This window comes from Thermodesulfovibrionales bacterium, from assembly GCA_035686305.1.
Lineage (GTDB): Bacteria > Nitrospirota > Thermodesulfovibrionia > Thermodesulfovibrionales > UBA9159 > DASRZP01.
Map to the genome: position 1 here is coordinate 1 of DASRZP010000012.1, position 15,720 is coordinate 15,720.

The following is a 15,720-nucleotide window of genomic DNA, read 5'->3' on the forward strand; positions in this document are numbered from 1 at the left end:
TGTACCCAGGCTGATTGCCGAAAAAAGGTACGACCAACCGCCTAACTGCACGGTCGATGATGCCCCTGATATCCATGGATTTCCCTGCCCATTGCTGCAGGAGCGGAACATTTATGTAGTGATTAAAGGCGCCGAGGTTAATGAGGAGAAGAAACAATGCGGTCTTTGCAAGCACTGTTCGTCCGTAGGGCGCTTTCAACAAGGCTTCAAAGCTGCCCACATAGGTCCATACATTATAGAGCGCAGTGAGTGCAACGGTTGCCACCGCAACGGCGGCAATTCTTGAAAACCTCTGGGCAACACCCGCGATGCATTGTGCGGAACGATCTCCCGGCCTTAAAAGGGCAGGGGCAACAAAGAGCGAAAGAACAAGAAGGCCTCCGCCCCAGACCGAAGTGCCGAGGAGGTGGAGCCAGTCCATGATCTCGCGCAGACTAAAGTCACCCTTGTCCGATGCATGTCCTGATGCGCTCTCGGTCATCGAGGCAACGAGGGTAAGGCCGAGCACAAAGGCAAGGAAAGACCGTGCATCACGGAACCGTCTGCCCGCAGTAAGAGTGAGTGCCAGCAGGAGAAGAGCCGCAATGCGGATGAGCCAGACACGCCCGAGGTGGGTGCGGGAAATAACGGCAGGGAGAAGGGGGAAGACGGCCGCTATGGGCTTACCGCTCATCTCTGAGCCGCGCATGAGCAGATCGATCATGCTGCTTCCAAGCATCACGGCTAGGGCGATGCAGAACGTCCGCCACATACCCGTGAGGATTCTTTCCTCGTCCGGAAAGGCCGCGCCTGCCGATGGGGTAAAAAACCAGAGACGGCAGGCGAGGACCCCTATGCAGAAGGCCAGTGCAAGAAGCTCAAGCCATCCGGGAACACTATGAATGAACACGCCCATCTCGTATATTATCCCACAGGTCCTACTTGATCACAAATGTATAGTCGCCGTTGGTCCTGTGTCCGTCCCTTGCGACCACGCTCCAGATCACGCGATAGGCGCCTGGCGCCAATTTCGGCACGCTCACCTCGAGGAGCGCTGCGTTGGACGGATTCACGCGGCTGTCCCCCTTATCCACCATCCTGCCGCTTGCATCATGGACCATCAGCGACGAAAATAACGGCTCGATATCGCTGTCGAACCATATACGCACACGCTCCGGGGAAGCGGCTATCGTTGCGCCTACCCTGGGATCGGAGTGCTCGGGGAAGGCATGGCCCAACGCCGGCGCCGGCGTCATGCACAGCGCCGCAAGAAGACAGAGCACAACACCCCTGTGATGGTCCGTCACCGGTAGAAATCTTTTCAATGGAAGATCGGCGCCCCTATTGATTTCGGGAAGAGGTCATCGATATACAGATGGATCAGACCGAGGACTCCGACCGCTCTTCCCGACCGTGAGTTGACAGGGATCTGGGCAGCAATGCCGAACTCCGTAAACTTGCCGGCCCAGACGACGCCGGGGTTCACCGTCCCTGTAATCTTTCCCTTGCAGTCAGCGCTCATGCACGTTTCCATGGGGAATTCGGTCACAAGGATCATGCGGTTAAAGGGAGCCCCGAGCCCGATGTCCTTCACAAACGACTGGAGGTACATGAGGCTGTATTGCACAGAAAATGCCCAGGTCAGTGTCGTAGGGTTACGTTCCACAACGGTTTGTCCTGTGTCCGGATCTATCGACGCGTTGCCGGACCGTGTCGGGAAGTTGGGCCCCACCACCCCGGTGACCGCAAAGGGCCTCAGGTACTTCACCGATTCCGGCAGGTCACCGAGACCTTTGCCGAAGAAGAAAGCCGGAGAGATCGTGGTGAAAGAATCGGCAATCTGATGCGCCCCTGTCCCGCCGATGTCAAAGTCCGTGCCGATTGAAAGAATCGTTTCGTGCTCCGCATTCGTGAGGAACTGCCATTTTGCGCCGATACCCAGATTGTCCCAGCCGTTTGCAGTGCTGCCGTCGTCATTCTTGAGATGCACGTAGGCCTCGTGGAATTCCAGGCCGAAGTTGGGCAGGATGCGTTTGGAATAGTCAATGTCAATCTCCGTTGTCTTGGCGTCAGGCCCCTTTATTCGGTCGATCAGGACCGAGAACTCATCAGAGATGAAAGGGTCATCCACCTGAAAGGTGGTGGGGAAAAACCTCTTGCCGGCAAAGCCGTGGGCCCACGATGAGACCGGCAGCAAAAGGATAATCATAAAAACTAACCCAAGAGCGCACCACGTCAATGCTGTTGCGGAGCTTCCTGGTCTCCTTTTCATTACTTCCTCCTTCATAACAATAAAATCATTATGCAAAGTCTATACAGCAAGCTGGACCATTGTCAATCGCCCAATGGACCTATTCTTCGATGACTTCCTGCAAGGGTCAAAAAACATTATCTGAATGCCGGCATTGAGAACCCATTTGGTCCCAATCTGGCCTGGAACCAACAGAATCTTCAAAAAAAATGGCTCCGCTTCAGAGTTATTTTTCACTACCTTCCGAAGCGGAGCCAAGTTCAGTGGGGAGAAAAGTCTGAGGTGACTCTTCTCATACAGGCGTCAACGCCCGTACTTACAGGAACCATGAACTCACGGACTTCGGAACGACAGGCTAGGCTTGAGGAGGATGCTCCAACTGAAGGGGAACCCCGGATAGAGCGAAAAGCGGCTTTATGGGCTCACGAAATTCAACGGACTCAAGGGGAGCGGGATTACAAATACATTCATGGAGGGAAGGAGTGTCAGGGGTTAGCGACACATGGGACCCTGACACATTGCAGACATCAAGAGTTGCAAGCAGCGGCGCGCTGCCCGCCTTTGCATGAGACGGCGCGATGGTAATAGATGAAAAGAGGAGCTGACTTATGAAGATAAGAACAATGAGCGAAACCCATTTCATCGCACCCAGCATAGCAAAGGTATCTTATAATGTCAACATCAAACTAAACGTTTAGGACACTTCGTAATGCTTCAGCCATGTCAACCGCGAAGAGGATTATGGTAGAGTAAGACAGATGAAAAGAGAGAGCCCTTATGACGGAAAATCTGTAAGATGGTCCCTCTCCGTCCTCTTGTTCGTCTTTTCCTGTCTTCTCTTCTGTATTGTCTCGTGCTCCAGGCAGCAGCCGGTCTATCAGGAGCCTTTTGTCAGGGGGACCGACATTGCTATCGACGTGAGCACCCTCGGTTACGAAAAACCGGTCTTTTTCACCTACCATTACCGGGGGAAGAAGATAAACTTCTTTATCTTTAAGACCGGTGATAGAGTTCTTTCCTTCCTCGATGCATGCGCAAGCTGCTACACCTCAAGGCTGGGGTACCGTGCTGAGGACGGTTTCATAACATGCCGAAGGTGCGATGTCCGGTATGCCCTGTCAGATATCGAAAAAGGATTCGGTAGTTGTTCCCCGATACGGCTCGAGGGCCGTCTTGAGGCAGGCAAGTATCTCATCCCTGTTTCTTTGCTCGAAAAAGCGGTCGATAAGTTCTGACGCTCACAAACAGCACCTTGACAGAGAAAAGATAAAACAGGACAATAGAACAGTTTTGGTTTTGCCCTGAGATGACAAATACGCGCAGACGAAACAACTACCTTCATGGGACGGGAAGATTGGCGTTTATCTTCCTGCTTCTTTTTATCGCTGCCATTGTCGCAACGGCTTTTCACCATCATGATGACGGAAGCTCCCATCACGATTGTCCTGTATGTTCTGCCGGGCATCACTTTTCTCCGGCAGGCGTTGACAACCTTCCTTATCAAATTTACAAGACCGTCTCGATTCACGAAATACCGACGACGCCATTACTCTGTGACTCTGTACATGTTTTACTCCTGCCCTGCCGGGCTCCACCTGTTTAACCTCATCTGAAACGACATTCAATTCAGTCGCAGCGCGTTATGTGCGCGGAGCACTGCGTATTCTTTTTCGTCAGAAGAACCAACAGGTGGAGGTGCCATCTTGAAAATCATGGTCGCGTTTATCGCGCTCTTCATGTTATTGTGGTCCTCAACAGGAGTATATGCTGAGACCCTGGAAGACCGGCTGAAAACTCTTGAAGAAGCCCTGCGAAGACAGGAACAAACCATAGCCGAGCAGCAGAAGATGATCGAAGAATTGAAGGCTGAGATCAAACAGGCTAAACCCCCTGCCACACCCGAGGCAGCGGCCGTCGGCAGGCCTGCGGCTTCGGAGCAGATGCAGCAGGAGGTGCGGGAGTTGAACGAGAAGGTGGACCGGGTGGTTGAAGCTCAAAGGAAGACCTTGCCGAGCGAATTCAACCCATCCATAGGACTCGTGGGCGAGACAATCTTCTCCTACACCGGCAGGGGATCGTCTCAGACCGGGAGCGACAGGCCGGGCGGCTTTGACGCATTTCAGCGATCTGTGGAGCTGAACGCTGCCGCGTCTGTGGATCCCTTTGCGAAGGCTTATGTGGTGGCCAATGCGTCGGCGGACGCGGCGACGGGAGAATCGACTTTTAATATCGAAGAGGCCGCGATTCAGACGACGTCGCTGCCGTGGAATCTGACGGTGAAGGCCGGCCGTTTCTTCGCCGAGTTTGGTCGTCTTTCCTATATCCATGACCATGAGCTGCCCTTCGTAAACCGTCCCCTTGTGCTCGACCAATACGTCGGCGGCGAATCGAGGACGGACGGGGTCCAGGTCAATTGGCTCCTGCCGGTCGAACACTACATCAGCCTGACACTCGGCCTGGGCAATCAGTTCGGCGGTGACGTACCTCCCAATAATGTGGGCGATTACCGCAGACTCGGAGGATGGAACTATTGGGGGCGCTTGTCCTCGTATTTCGATCTGACACCCGACATATCACTGGAACCGGGCATTTCGGGTCTCTGGAATCCGAGGACAAATGGCCGCGGCGGGCCGCTTCTCCAGCCCGACGGCAGCACGCTCACCGAACGCGAGCGCCGTCTCGTGGGGGCTGACGTTGCTCTGAGCTACAAGCCGCTCCGCAACAATCAATTCCAGAGCATCACCTGGGGCACCGAGGTGCTTTACAGCAACAACCATTATGACGCAGCCGATTCATCCGGCAACGTCCTGCCGAGCAGCACTGTAGGCTCCCTTGGCCTGTATTCATATCTCACATACAAGTTCCACAGACAGTGGTCGACCGGCTTCCTGTTCGGCTTTGTGGAGGACGCCCAGAACAACAAAGCCAAGGCCTATGAGTACTCCCCATATGTCACATGGGCACTCAGCCACTGGAACCAACTGCGCCTTCAATACACCTATACCGATTACAACTCCGCGTCTGCCGCATATGGGTTGCACTCCAATAACGCCGTGTATTTGCAATGGGCGTGGATCATCGGCTCACACGCCCATGGATGGCAGCAGCGCTGATCAGAGGAAGGAGGAGTCACACTATGAAAGCGAAACTGTTTTATCTGCTCCCGATCATTGTGCTGACCGGGATTATTTGTATGGGCACCATGCCCGCATACGCCGCCAAAATCCGGGTTGTCGCCACATTCACCGATCTCGCTGACTTTGCGCGCGAGATAGGCGGAGACCTGGTCGAGGTCCACAGCCTGGCAACAGGCGTAGAAGACTCCCACGGGGTTCCTATGAAACCGAGCTTCGTTCCGATGATGAACCGGGCGGACCTGTTGGTCCTGGTAGGGCTGGACTGCGAGCATGCCTTCCTGCCGGCGCTCATTGAGGCAAGCAAGAATCCGCGCATTGAGGTAAACAGGGCCGGCTACGTAGATTGTTCGCTGGGTATCACACCAGTCGATGTACCCAAGACCACCGAGCATTATGCGGGCGATGTTCATCCCTACGGCAACCCCCACTACATGCTCGACCCGGTCCTCGCAAAGACGGCGATTGCGAATATATACAATGCCCTCGTAGAGTTCGCGCCACAGCATAAGGCTGAATTCACGCGAAACCGCGATGCCTATCTGGCCAAGCTTAACGCCAAGATCACCGAGTGGGAAAGGGAAACAAAGCCCCTCAAAGGCCTGAAGTTCGTATCCTATCACGAGCATTGGCCGTATTTTGCGGCACGTTTCGGCATGGACTTCTTCGGGACGATTGAACTGAGGCCGGGTATCGATCCAACGCCGCGCCACATCGAGGAACTGATCGCCGCCATGAAGGCAGCGCATGTCCCAATCGTAGTGCGCGAGCCGCAGTTCCCTGAAAAAGTACCTAAACGCATTGCCGAACAAACCGGCGCGACCATGGTGACGTTTCCCGTCATGCCCGGCGGCGTGCCTCATACGGAAACGTACATTAAGATGATGGACTATATCGTCCATACGATGGTCGCCGCCGCGCAGGCGCGGAAGTGAAGACAGGAGAATGTGTCCGCCTGGGTTTCCCAGGCGGACACAAACAAAGAACATGAATGGACCATGCATGACATTAGACAATCTCAGTATCGGTTACAATGGCCAGGCCCTGCTGTCAGGCATCTCCCTCTCTATCGCCCACGGCAGTTTCACCGCAATTCTCGGTGCAAACGGTTCGGGCAAATCGACGCTCTTGAAGACAGTGCTTGGACTGCTTCCTCCGGTCGGTGGCCGAGTCGAGACAGCGACAGAAGGTTCACCTCTCATCTTCGGGTACGTCCCTCAGACCATTCAGTTCGATCCGATTTATCTCCTGACGGCATTCGAGGTTGCCCTGATGGGAACGTATGGCCGCGTTGGTCCAGGACGTTTTGTCCCGCCCGCAGAACGTGCCTTCACGCGCGAATGCCTCCGTGCGGCCGGAGCTGAGGAATTTGCCCGCAAGCGCTTTGCTGAACTCTCCGGCGGCCAGAAGCAACGCACGCTTATCGCCAGAGCACTCACGACACGCCCCGACGTCCTCGTGCTTGACGAACCGACCGCCGGCGTGGACCACGCTGCCACTCACGCGGTTATGGAGTTCATCTCGCTGGTCCGCAAGGAAAGGAGGATCACCGTCCTGCTCGTCACGCACGACTTTGGAGCGGTGCGCCGCCACGCCGAGCACGTAGTCTGGATTCATGAGGGAAAGGTCTTCTACGGAACGGCGAAAGAACTGCTTACCCCGGAGCACATGAGGGAGATGTTTGAAGGGGGGATAGACTGCTATGGAAACTCTGCGTCAGATCCTATCGCCTGATTTTCTCCTGCGCAATTCGATTTACACCAGCATGCTCATCGGCTTCTCATGCCCGCTCGTCGGCGTGTTTCTCGTTATGCGCCGGCTGGTGTTCATGGGAGTCGCTCTGCCACAGATTTCCTCGACGGGCGTTGCAATCGCCCTGTCGCTTCCCCTATGGCTCGGCTTTAGTCTGACGGGTCGTGGCTTGCAAAGCGCTCACATGCTCGCCTTCTCGGGCTCGATCACCTTCTCGCTCACGGCGATTCTGGCGCTGGCGTTCATGGAACGGAGGGGCCGCGGACAGCCTGAGGGAAGGCTCGGCACCGCATACGTCGTGGCAGCTGCACTGGGTATCCTGCTGCTATCCAAAAACCCTTACGGGGAGATTGGCTGGCTCGACATGCTGAAAGGTGAGGTCATTACCATTTCCAATTTCGATCTCGTGTTAACGGCTGCTACTCTTGCCCTTGTTCTTGCAATGCTGGGACTGTTCCAGAAGGAACTGCTCCTTGTATCTTTCGACCGTGAGACGGCCATGATACTCCGCAAGAATGTCGTTTTTTGGGACGTGTTGCTCTATATCCTGATCGGCCTCACGGTATCCATGGCGGTGCTCAGCGTTGGTCCGCTTATCGCGTTTGGATTCTTGCTGATACCTGCGCTGATTGCGCACCTCTTCGCGCGAACTATGCGCCAGTTTGCGATGATGGCGTCTTTGCTTGGCGGTGCGGTCGCGTTCGTCGGTTTTTGGATCGCATACAAATATGATCTTCCCGTCGGTCCGACAGATGTGGTTCTCCTTGGCGGGCTTTACGCAACAGCCTGGATTGCCGTCAGACTCATCCCCAAAGGATTACGTCATAAGACGTAGAACACTTTTGGGATATGTCAAGCATGAATTGCGATGAAGATCCCTCTTCTCAAAAGTCCGCTCATTCGGATAAACTATTACTATGTTGATACTCCTCGTCGAAGATGAAAAGGGCGTTGCCAACTTCATCAAGAAGGGTCTCGAAGAAGAACACTACGCCGTGGATCTTGCCGTTGACGGCGAAGAAGGTCAGTCCCTCGCCTTTGCAAATCAGTATGACCTGATCATCCTCGATGTTATGCTCCCCGGGATCAACGGGATTGATCTCTGCAGGCAGATCCGGAAAAAGAATATACAGACGCCCGTGATGATGCTCACGGCGAAAGACTCCGTGAAGGACAAGGTGATCGGCCTTGACAGCGGCGCCGATGATTACATTACGAAACCCTTCTCCTTCGATGAATTCGTTGCGCGCGTAAGGGCACTCCTGAGACGCAAACAGGACACCCTCGTGGAACTGCGTTACAAGGGCCTCAGGATCGATACCCTCGGCCATAAGGTCTTTTTTGAAGACAAAGAGATCTTCCTTCGCCCCAAGGAGTACGCGATCCTCCACTACCTCCTGAGAAACAAGGGACAGGTTCTCTCCCGGACACAGATCATCGAAAATGTCTGGGGATATGATTTCAATCCGAACACCAATATCGTTGACGTCCATATCAAGTCCCTCCGTGAAAAGATCAATGAATTTATCCCCGCCGATTTTATCCGCAGCGTGAGGGGGACGGGCTACATGATCGACGCCGACTCCTCCGGACAGCCATGATTGAACTCACCCAGAGAAGACTTACCTTACGGTTCGCCCTGACCCTTCTCGCTTTCACGGTCCTGCTCCTGACCCTCGTTTCCCTCTATTTTCATCAGACCATCATAAACTCGGCGAAGAGACACCTCGGGGAGATGATCAGGAGTCAGTTCATCGACCAGTTCAACCGTACCGGCCTCGACACCTTCAATGGCCGTTGGGATGAATACCATTTTCAGATCCTCAATACCGAAGGCGAGATCGTCGTTTCATCCCCGAAAACAGTGAGTTTTTATCCTGATCTCAACATGAAGCTTCTCAAAGAGACCTTTTCCGGAAACCAGTCCTTCAAAAAACAGTATATCCATGACGAACCCTACCTTGTCGCTTATTTCCCCCTCAACGAGAAATTTTCGGGGAGGGTTTCTGCCTCTATCTCGACAGAGCTCGAGTATGAGCGGAGTTTCCTGAAGCTCCTGTTCGCGACCTTGCCCGGCATACTGCTGCTCTCCTATTTTTTCAGCCGGTACATGGTCCATCAGGCCACAAAGCCGATATCAGATGTCTTCACGTACCAGGAGAACTTCTCATCGAGTGTTACCCACGAGTTGCGCTCTCCCCTGGCTTCACTGAAGGGGAACCTCGAGGTCTCTTTAAGAAAGGACCGCGATCCCGGAGAGTACCGGGAGATCATCAGGCTGGGGTTGACGGAAGTGGATCGCATCACGAACCTCCTGAATGACCTCTCTTTCCTCTCTTCTTCAAAATTTAAGCCCCTGGACCTCTTCAAGGAAGAGATGGACATCAAAACGATCGTGGCAGAACTCATTGAGTGCTATTCGGCCCGTATCAGGGAGAAAGGGATAACGATCGAAAACAATATCCAGTCGAGCATACGCTATGTCTGTGACGGTACCCTCATGAAGAGGGTCTTCGACAATATCCTCAACAATGCCGTGAAATATACTCCGGAAGGAGGACTGATTACGATCCATGCCCTTAAGGATTCCGGAAAGGTCCTCGTACATTTCTCGAACACCTGCAAGGGGATTGCGCGGGAGGAACTGGAATATTTCTTTGAGCCCTTTTATCGCGGGAAGACCTCAGCAAAAGAGCATTTCGACGGAAAGGGGCTTGGCCTCTATATTGCCAGGTACATTGTCCGTTCTCACGGGGGAGAGATAACACCAAGACTCAAGGATGACGAGATATTCTCCCTCATCATTTCCCTGCCGCCAAATTAGAGGGATGGGGAAGCATGGTATCGCATATTCACCGGCTCTTCCCATTATCGATGTTCGACAGCAGGGAGGCGGCACCGTGGTAAAGAGACTCTTCGGAACAGACAGTGATCTTTCGAGCTTTATCCTCAGGGTTCTCCTCGGCATCGTATTCTTCCCTCACGGTGCGCAAAAGGTATTCGGTTGGTTCGGCGGCGCGGGCTTTGGCGGAACCATGACCGCCTTTACCGAGAAGCTCGGCATACCGGCCTTTTTTGCCTTTCTCGCTGTCCTCGCCGAATCCCTCGGATCTGTGTGCCTCATAGCGGGATTTCTCACAAGGGTTGCGGCCTTCGGCATCGCGTGTAACATGGTCGTCGCCGTTTTCATGCTTCATCTGAAGAATGGGTTCTTCATGAACTGGTTCGGAAAGCAGCAGGGAGAGGGGTTTGAGTATCATATCCTTGTTGTTGCAATAACGCTCGCCCTCATGATCAAAGGCGGAGGGATATGGTCCGTTGACGGGGCATTAACGAGGAACAAGGATCATTGACTGTCCGGCACTGCCCGTAAACCAGGTGATCTGTGGGCGGCAATGCCACGATCGGGCATCAGCAAACAATTTCTGAAACCCTCACTGAAACGCTCATCTCAGAAATGAGGACGATCCGGCTCAGCGCGTCTATGAACTTGAATTTATTTCGAAAGTCTATTACTATTGAGTTGAAGAATAGGAGTGGTGAAGCACATCATGAAATGTCCGGTTCTTGGAAAGGGCATTCTCGCTGCAATCGTCGTGGGTCTCCTTTGTGTTGCTGGCATGTGGGGTTGCAAGAAAACCGCCTCTTCCTCGAGGGTACCGAAGATCGCCATAGTAGAAGACAAGCCGGTCGAATGGGCTAATGAGATGAAGGCTGGCTTTGAAGTTGGGATATCCGGGCACGGCGTCGCTGTCGAGACCATTTCTCGCTCCGCGGAGGGCAATCCCCAAGTCCTCAGCACTATCGCAGATGAAGTGACTAAAGGTAACTATCAGTTGATCTTTAGTCTTGGCACACAGGTGACAGAGGCGGTATTTCCAAAATTAGAGAACACACCGTTAATTTTCGGAGCGGTCACCGACCCGGTTGGGGCAGGATTTTTCAAGGGGGATTTGCATCACCCCTTAGGCAATGTCACGGGCACTCAGTCCCTTTGGCCCTACGAAGCTCAGTTTGATATGATGAGAACCCTTTTCCCCAGGCTGAAGAAGATAGGAATTGTGTTTAACCCTAATGAGTCCAACTCCCGGGTGTCGGTGAAATACATAAGGGCACAGTGCGGAAAGAGGAATATCAAATTCGTGGAGAGGTCCGCAACAACGTCTTCGGAGATTCGGGCGGCCGTGAATGCCCTGCTTAACGAAAAGATCGACTTGTTGTTTATCCCTCAAGACAACACCGTTCAGGCATCTTCAGGTGATATCATAAATCTCTGCCAGAAAAAGAAGGTACCGGTATTTACGGGGGTATGCGAGATCGTGGAACTTGGAGCGCTGGCAGCTGTAGGGGTTAATTATTTTGAATTGGGAAAGGCAAACGCCGATCAGGCGGTTGAAATTCTCTTTAACGGTAAGAAGGCAGCAGAGGTGCCTGTCGTTGTTCCGGAGAAGGGCCAGTTCTGTTTCAATCAGAGGACGGTGAGAAACTTAGGCATCGTGGTGCCGAAAGATATTACAGAGAGGGCGTTTAAGATATACGGGAATTAATGAGACCATCCCGCGTCAGCACATTTGCAATCCTTCCTCCGCGTGACACTGCAGAATCACGGCTCATCACGTAATCCTACTGGACGCGAACGGCGGAGCCCTGGTCACGCTGCCCGACTGGTTCGAGGCTCTGAACCGAGACTTCCGCTAGTAATGCCTTCCTCTTTCCCTGTGTTCTTCCGGCCTTCCTTCCCTCCAGCGTTCATCCCTCTCCCAGTATCTGCTTCTCTCCCATCTCCGCCAGTTCTTATGAAAATCTCTGTACTCTATATGCCTCTGGTCACGATACCGATGACGGTAGTCCGGCGGCACTTGTATCAAAACACTCGGAACCCTTGCAGGCGCAAGATAGGTCCATGGACCGTTGTAGGCCCTCGCCCTGTACCAGCGGCTCTCGTACGGCCGGTACCAATAGCCGTGATAAAAGACGATATCGATTTCAGCATTCGGCGCGAAGTAGGCGTAGGTCCCCGGTATCACCACCATGGGAGGAGGAGCAGGAAACGTATAAGCCGGGATATTGATCCCAACGCTCACATCAACCCGCGCCTGGCTTTGTGCCGAAAAGTCTCCAATAACGAGAAGCATCGCCGTTCCGACGAAGAAACCTAACTTCCTTTTTTCCATGGTAAATCCTCCTTTTCAAGCTTACTGTAAATGATCGGTTTGAAGAAAATATGAATTTCTTGTGACGGAAGAATTTTCCCTCGCAGCAAAAAGCAAAGAAGAGATGGGAAAAGATACAAGAGACTAACCAAGAGAAGCAGTGAGCCTCGCTCTCACGTGACTCCCGTCATGCGACTCACTTCTTTCTTGATCCTTCTCCGGGGAACATAATATCCGCGAGAAAAAAGAGTCTGGGGATAGTGATCCATGTGGCGGGTTGCCGACTGATCCTTTTCTCCTGATTTCCCTTCACTCCTTCTCTCTCCGTTTCGGGTCCCCGCATTATCGCGTTCACGAGGAGCATCTGCACGGTAACAGCCGCAACCCACGTAATACCGCCGAGTATCAGCGCCACCGGGGAGGTCTCTGACCTATGAGCAATTACCGAGTGCAGGATATACCCAAGGGCAAAGAGATCCGTCACGGTCATCGCGGTGCGGAGGGGCAGATAGACAGCAGTTTTTCCGTAACGTCCTTCATCGGAAAGGTCCTTCCCCCATCTCCCCCGGTATTCCTCCCATAGGGGGATTTCAGATAGATGAAGAGTGCTCTGTTGCTCGGCGGACCAACGATGCCGCCTGAAGTATGCTTCCAGTTCATTACAATAGTCCCCTGCCCTTGTAATCCTTATCTCTCCCGCCAGAAGCAGATAAAGAAGACCGCACAAAACAAAGGCTGACCCCAGAAGGATAAACATTCCGAGAAGAGTATCGAGGGAAAAGAGATAAACGGTAGATGCCAAAAAGAGTGTCGTCAAGATCAGCCCGAATTTTGTGACATCATGTTGAAGTCTGATCCCTTCTGTTCTTTCGGATCGAGCATGCTCGCAAGCCTTTACGTAGAGGGAAAATTCACTTTCGAAAGCCTTGCTCCTGTTGGCCTCAAGAGCGGACTGCGAATAAATCTGATTGAGCCGTTCCCTGAGCTCGGTAATCTTATTTCTTAAGGCGATATTCTCATTCTCGGCATTCACGTTTCCTTCCTCACATCTCTTCCGATGCTGCCTTGACGATAAGGACAGCGCAGCCCGCCTTTCCGATGACTTTTTCTGTCGTGCTTCCCATGAGGAGTTTCTTAAGCCCGGTCTTTCCGAAGGTCCCCATAACGATCAAGTCAACACCCCTGCCGCCCGCAGTCTCGACAATGGCATCGTAGGGTCTCCCCACGGGCGTCAGGGCCTCAACAGCCAAACCTTCCCTCTGCCCCAGTTCCACAACCTTCCTGACAAGGGATCTTGCCTCTTGCTCTTCACTCTTGTCCCGCATGGCAGAGAGGGCGATAATAGTGCTTCCACAGCGCTTCGCGATAGCAACCGCCTCTGTTGCGGCAGCAGTGCTGTGAGCCGAACCGTCTGTGGAGATCAGGAGGGTCTTATGCTCGATCCTTGCGGCTCTCGGCACCACGAGAACCTTGCACGGAGCATGAGCTATGACTTTTGACGCAACCTCACCCATGAGAACCTTCAGCAACCCTGAGCGGCCGCGCCGGCCGATGACTATCATATCAACTCTTTTCTCTGCTGCCTCGTCGACGATGGCTTGGTATGGCTCAACCCCTTCGTGGAGAATCGTCTCGCAGGCAAGGCCTTCCTCTGCTGCCCTTGCCTTGATAGATGCAAGGCGTGCCAATGCTTCGGATTCCTCTTTTTCAAAGACATTGACGCTCGTGGTCTCATATTCCGGATTTGTCTCCATCACCGACATTGCGTAGAGCTTGCTCGAGCATTTCTTGGCAAAGCTTATTGCCTCCCGTATCGCTCCCTCGCTGAATGCTGAGCCATCAGTTGCCAGAAGCACCTTCTCAAGTTTTCCTATGGGACAAAACTGTGCAGAGCCCATCGCATTCTCTCCTTATCGTTCAATCTGCCCGACACAAGGCTTCAGGCTATAGCCTATCAAAAAAGCACCTGCAACTCAAGCAGCGGCCGCGGGTAGCATTGCCGGATTCTCAGGATAGGACAACAGGAAGTCAGGAGGGAGAGATGTTATTTATTCTTTTCAGGATTTATCAACTCCTCTCGTGATCTGTTCCTCGAAAGCGGCAAGAAATACAAGAAGCGTTGCGGGAAGTAGCATCGCAACTGCAGGGCTCTTGTTTGGAAAATTTAGGGCAATTGTTAGACTTCAACGAACAATTGCTCAATAAAGATATAGGATGCTCGGTCTCCAACCGCACATCTAATGAAGGTTGAAAATGCTCACGGGAGCTATTCCGGCCAAGCAACGAGGCCCGTCGTCTTTGCAGCTTCCCAAAGTTGCCGGTCGTAGCTCGACAGGGTAACCGGATCGCCGAGCATGTCCTGCCAGAAAATCGCAGCCGCCAGATGAACCGCGTCATACCCGCGCAGTCCATGCTCCCAGGCCAGAGTTGCAGCATGGGAAATCAGGACTTCTGTCAACTGCAGTCGAATCAAACTTTCCCATTCTGAATTGAAAACCTGCAGAGCGGATGCTGCCTCCTCGCGCGAAAGCAGCCTCATCCGAACTGCCTTTGCCAACGCCGAAGAAACTTCGGCTCGGCTGATTGCAGCGGTGCCGACTACTGATGCCCCGGCGATGAGCGCATTGACTTCTGTGGAGCCTGCCTCGGAAACGTACCGCTTGACGATGGCACTCGCATCCAGATAGACGATCACTCGCGGTCCTCAATCAAGAGGTCGGCCACCGTGCGCTTGCCATGCACCTTGACTACCGGCGGCATGGATTTAAGTTTCTTCTTGTTCCAGAGCGCCAAACCCGCCTGTGTCATTGCCTCCATCCGCTCCTCTACCGGAGCGGCAGTCGGCACAATACGGCCAATCGGCGTACCCCGGTCGGTGATCACGACCGACTCCCCTGCCTTGGTCAGCCTGAGGTAATAGCTCAGACGACTCTTGAGTTCCCGGATGTTTACCGATGTCTGTCCCATGTATACCTCCAATTGTTTCTGCTTCATTTCTGTAACTACATTATATCATAATGTGGTCGCGGGAGGGATGTCTCTCTGAGACTCACCTTCAGCCATTCAGGGTCCGTCCGGAACCGGCCCAGTCACAAAAGAAAAGCCATAGCCTGATGAGGCGCACTCTCAGCCGACTCCGAAACCAGAAGCCGATAAGGAAAACATTTTTATCACTCACGCCAAGGACGAAAAGGAGAAAATCAGCATACAGGAGATTCCTCTTCCATGGTTCGATGCCGACAGATATATAGTTGAACTGAAGCCCTATATTATTACTATACGCCATTCAACACCGAGGCCTTCGGCGAGGCAGTGCCATATTTCGAGAGCCTGATGGAAGGGAAGATAGAGGAGATAGCGGAGGTGGAGCCTAAAGTACAAATGTGAGACAAAACCGCGATCTACTTGCCTCAATTTCGTATTTATAAATACAAGAAGATGTGTAATAATA

The 15,720-nt window shown here is 53.1% G+C and carries 18 protein-coding genes; 9 read left to right on the forward strand and 9 right to left on the reverse strand.

Features of this window, described 5'->3' with window-relative positions; all coding sequences use genetic code 11:
• The 4 genes from VFG09_01100 to VFG09_01115 all read right to left on the reverse strand — a co-directional run.
• Positions 1–895: CopD family protein (locus VFG09_01100; GenBank protein HET6513730.1), on the reverse strand; the 895-nt coding region annotated here is incomplete at its 3' end.
• 22 nt (positions 896–917) lie between these two features.
• The gene (locus tag VFG09_01105) at positions 918–1,304 is read right to left on the reverse strand and encodes a copper resistance CopC family protein (protein ID HET6513731.1); all 387 of its coding nucleotides are present in this window, start codon (positions 1,302–1,304) and stop codon (positions 918–920) included.
• A complete protein-coding gene (locus tag VFG09_01110; protein ID HET6513732.1) occupies positions 1,301–2,251 on the reverse strand; it encodes a hypothetical protein in 951 nt (316 codons plus the stop codon). The genes VFG09_01105 and VFG09_01110 overlap by 4 nt, the downstream gene beginning before the upstream one ends.
• Before the next feature lie 334 nt (positions 2,252–2,585).
• Positions 2,586–2,885 carry a hypothetical protein gene (locus tag VFG09_01115; GenBank protein HET6513733.1) on the reverse strand — a complete coding sequence of 100 codons (300 nt, stop codon included), beginning with the start codon at positions 2,883–2,885 and terminating at the stop codon, positions 2,586–2,588.
• Positions 2,886–2,988: 103 nt separating this feature from the next.
• On the opposite strand from VFG09_01115, the gene VFG09_01120 reads away from it, so the two are divergent.
• From VFG09_01120 to VFG09_01160, 9 genes are all read left to right on the forward strand, one after another.
• Positions 2,989–3,465, forward strand: coding sequence for a Fe-S-containing protein (locus tag VFG09_01120; protein ID HET6513734.1), 477 nt, complete (start codon positions 2,989–2,991; stop codon positions 3,463–3,465).
• 468 nt (positions 3,466–3,933) lie between these two features.
• A complete protein-coding gene (locus VFG09_01125; GenBank protein HET6513735.1) occupies positions 3,934–5,343 on the forward strand; it encodes a hypothetical protein in 1,410 nt (469 codons plus the stop codon).
• A 23-nt stretch (positions 5,344–5,366) separates the two neighbouring features.
• Positions 5,367–6,299, forward strand: coding sequence for a metal ABC transporter substrate-binding protein (locus tag VFG09_01130; GenBank protein HET6513736.1), 933 nt, complete (start codon positions 5,367–5,369; stop codon positions 6,297–6,299).
• A gap of 67 nt (positions 6,300–6,366) precedes the next feature.
• Positions 6,367–7,098: a metal ABC transporter ATP-binding protein gene (locus tag VFG09_01135; GenBank protein HET6513737.1), complete on the forward strand. Its 732-nt coding sequence runs from the start codon at positions 6,367–6,369 to the stop codon at positions 7,096–7,098.
• Complete coding sequence (locus tag VFG09_01140) at positions 7,067–7,951, forward strand: metal ABC transporter permease (GenBank protein HET6513738.1); 885 nt, start codon at positions 7,067–7,069, stop codon at positions 7,949–7,951. Before VFG09_01135 ends, VFG09_01140 begins: the two co-directional genes overlap by 32 nt.
• Positions 7,952–8,033: 82 nt before the next feature.
• Complete coding sequence (locus tag VFG09_01145) at positions 8,034–8,717, forward strand: response regulator transcription factor (protein ID HET6513739.1); 684 nt, start codon at positions 8,034–8,036, stop codon at positions 8,715–8,717.
• Positions 8,714–9,940, forward strand: coding sequence for an ATP-binding protein (locus tag VFG09_01150; GenBank protein ID HET6513740.1), 1,227 nt, complete (start codon positions 8,714–8,716; stop codon positions 9,938–9,940). The genes VFG09_01145 and VFG09_01150 overlap by 4 nt, the downstream gene beginning before the upstream one ends.
• Before the next feature lie 4 nt (positions 9,941–9,944).
• Positions 9,945–10,469 (forward strand): DoxX family protein, encoded by a 525-nt coding sequence (locus tag VFG09_01155; GenBank protein HET6513741.1) that lies wholly within the window; start codon positions 9,945–9,947, stop codon positions 10,467–10,469.
• A gap of 186 nt (positions 10,470–10,655) precedes the next feature.
• Positions 10,656–11,663, forward strand: coding sequence for an ABC transporter substrate-binding protein (locus VFG09_01160; GenBank protein ID HET6513742.1), 1,008 nt, complete (start codon positions 10,656–10,658; stop codon positions 11,661–11,663).
• Positions 11,664–11,810: 147 nt separating this feature from the next.
• Here VFG09_01160 and VFG09_01165 read toward each other — a convergent pair whose 3' ends face one another.
• From VFG09_01165 to VFG09_01185, 5 genes are all read right to left on the reverse strand, one after another.
• Positions 11,811–12,290, reverse strand: coding sequence for a hypothetical protein (locus VFG09_01165; GenBank protein ID HET6513743.1), 480 nt, complete (start codon positions 12,288–12,290; stop codon positions 11,811–11,813).
• 175 nt (positions 12,291–12,465) lie between these two features.
• Entirely contained in the window at positions 12,466–13,302 is an 837-nt protein-coding gene (locus VFG09_01170; GenBank protein ID HET6513744.1) for a hypothetical protein, read from the reverse strand.
• A gap of 10 nt (positions 13,303–13,312) precedes the next feature.
• On the reverse strand, positions 13,313–14,167 hold the full coding sequence (locus VFG09_01175; protein HET6513745.1) for a universal stress protein: 855 nt from the start codon (positions 14,165–14,167) through the stop codon (positions 13,313–13,315).
• Between the two features lie 368 nt (positions 14,168–14,535).
• The gene (locus VFG09_01180) at positions 14,536–14,964 is read right to left on the reverse strand and encodes a type II toxin-antitoxin system VapC family toxin (protein HET6513746.1); all 429 of its coding nucleotides are present in this window, start codon (positions 14,962–14,964) and stop codon (positions 14,536–14,538) included.
• Positions 14,961–15,236: a type II toxin-antitoxin system prevent-host-death family antitoxin gene (locus VFG09_01185; protein HET6513747.1), complete on the reverse strand. Its 276-nt coding sequence runs from the start codon at positions 15,234–15,236 to the stop codon at positions 14,961–14,963. Before VFG09_01185 ends, VFG09_01180 begins: the two co-directional genes overlap by 4 nt.
• Positions 15,237–15,720 lie beyond the last annotated feature (484 nt).